This window comes from Methanocalculus sp., assembly GCF_029762515.1.
In the GTDB taxonomy this organism is placed as follows: Archaea; Halobacteriota; Methanomicrobia; order Methanomicrobiales; family Methanocorpusculaceae; genus Methanocalculus.
Map to the genome: position 1 here is coordinate 1 of NZ_JARVGN010000407.1, position 1,977 is coordinate 1,977.

The window sequence follows — 1,977 nt, forward strand, 5'->3', positions numbered from 1 at the left end:
ACCGGCAGCAGGCGGGCGTTGCTGCCCTTGATCTCGACAAGGCCGGGCATCTGGTCGAGGTGAGCCCCGAGCCCCTGGGCAATCTTGCGGGCGGTATCGTACTCAAGCCCGAATGCGGTGCTCTTTGCGGCCTCCTCGCCATTGCCGTTGCCGTTCCCGTTGCCGGTGGAGAGCGTCCAGAGCCACATCGCGGTGAGCCGGGCGTCAGATTCGAAACCCTCGGTATCGGCGTCCCGGAAGATCGTCGAGAGCGCCTCTCGGGAGACCGTTGCCCACACATGCTCGAGGTACTCCCCGAGTGTCACCTCCTCGCCGGAGACCTTCTCAACCCTCGAGTATCGGGAATAGATCTCGAGGGCCGGCCCGAGGCAGGCGAAGATCGCATCGGCTCCGACCACGTTTTCGGAGGAGAGCCGCTCCATCCACTCGTGGATCCGGGGAGGGAGTTCTTTGAGCACGGTGCCCCAGTCGCCCACGTCTTCGGTGCGGAGGGAGCCGTCGGGGTTCTCGCGTGGGCGGCAAACGATATGAATTGAGGAATTTAATGCCGCCGATCCAATTGCCCTTGTTCGATGTGCCATTTCAGTATCGATCGGCCAAGATCCAGTGATAATCCACCCTGACGAAATCAATGCTTCTAAGATCGCTTCCCACGCAGCAGTATCCTTACTGGCAAATACAATGACCGAAACACCGTTGTATTTCAGAGTGATTCTACCATTTTCAAAACTTGATTTCATTGAATGGAGGTAATTTTCATGATCTTTTAGACCCCGACCATCAGACAATTCCTTTTCAATGACTATCGCTTCTTCATTTTTTGGGGGTTTTTGCTTTTTAAATAAATTATTCAGTTCTAATGGGATTGATCTGCGCAACCAGATGTAAAAGAATTCAGACAGATCGCTATATCCATAAGCACCATAATACGGAGGATCGGTAACAAATGCATCAACAGATTCACTTGGAAGAATTTGTTTTTGGGCAGCTGATAATTCGGAGACTCCCGGGTGAGTTATTACTGAGGTGGAGATGTGTTCAATAACTTTCGCGATCCATTCAACATTCCCTCCCCAATCGCCACTTCTTCCTCCAAATGGATTGGATTCGACATAATCAAGACGCATAGGCATCTTGTTTTCGCCTCCATTTGCGGCCTGAATTTTCAAGTAATCAGGTTCCCATCGACATAAAGTGCAACACCTATCGTTTAATCTTCCAATCGCAAGCGATAATAAAATTTGGATGATAGTTGCTTTCTCTTCTCCATTTTCCTGAATGATTTTTTCTTTAATTTTATTACTACCAATTATTTTAGTAAATGTTGTTAAGGTGAGCAATTGTCGCGGATTGTAAAGATCTCGCCAATAACGAATCCCATAGGGTTGAAATCGATAACCTAATGCTCCCTTAGGAGGGCTCAATTCGTCAGGAATCAGACAAATATCTCTTTCAGGCAAATAATAATTTAAATAATTTGACAATTTCTCTTTTGCTTTGTAAGCCACCAATTCATCTTGCTTGTTAGCAATGCGATATGTTGAACCTTGACCATGACCTTTACTTATGACGATTGAATACAATTTGGCGTCATTGTTACCCCCATCTTTCTTGAAAAGTTGTGATTTCACACTATTTGTGGGAGTTACATATTCACAAATTGGACAAGTTGCCTTGTTGTTTTTTGTCAACCCTTTATTTACAGAATCAGGATTTGGATTTTTACGGATAGTCAAGTCAATTATTTTATCTTCTTTATTTGTGTCCAATGATAATGCAAATGATGGACTTTTTTTGCGGCAAAGCCAAAAATTACCAATCAATGGCACCTCCGCCCCGCACACAGGATTCTCGCAGGTGATCGTCCGCGCCCAGAGATAGGCAATCGGCGTGGCCCCGTCCGGATCTTTGGGGTAGAACTCGGCGAGTTCCTTTTCCGCCTCCTCCTTCACCCACTGCCCCCATTTGCGCACTTCA

At 47.0% G+C, this 1,977-nt stretch carries 1 protein-coding gene; it reads right to left on the reverse strand.

Annotated features, from left to right (window positions below; translation table 11 throughout):
* A partial coding sequence (locus tag QCH34_RS11545; RefSeq protein WP_300334329.1) for a DUF1156 domain-containing protein occupies positions 1-1,977 on the reverse strand: 1,977 nt, incomplete at both ends.